Source organism: Anoxybacillus sp. ST4, from assembly GCF_019448545.1.
In the GTDB taxonomy this organism is placed as follows: Bacteria; Bacillota; Bacilli; order Bacillales; family Anoxybacillaceae; genus Anoxybacillus; species Anoxybacillus pushchinoensis.
The window spans coordinates 1-241 of the sequence record NZ_JAHZOE010000120.1 but is presented as its reverse complement, the minus strand read 5'-3'; the positions used below and the strand labels follow the sequence as shown (position 1 = coordinate 241).

Here is a 241-nt window from a genome sequence, read left to right as displayed (position 1 = left end):
GGTAACCCTTACGGGAGCCAGCCGCCGAAGGTGGGGCAAATGATTGGGGTGAAGTCGTAACAAGGTAGCCGTATCGGAAGGTGCGGCTGGATCACCTCCTTTCTAAGGATAATCAGAAAAGCGGAGATGTTAGTTCGCAGCTAGACATCACGCGATAACAAACGCTTTTTCGCTTCGTTTAGTTTTGAGGGAATATCCCTCCATTTGCGCCTGCGTCTACAAGTGGATTCGAGGAAGATGG

The 241-nt window shown here is 50.6% G+C and carries 1 rRNA gene; it reads left to right on the top strand.

From position 1 onward, the window contains the following. Window positions 1-102: ribosomal RNA gene (locus K1I44_RS15270) — 16S ribosomal RNA — on the top strand; the annotation flags it as partial. Window positions 103-241 lie beyond the last annotated feature (139 nt).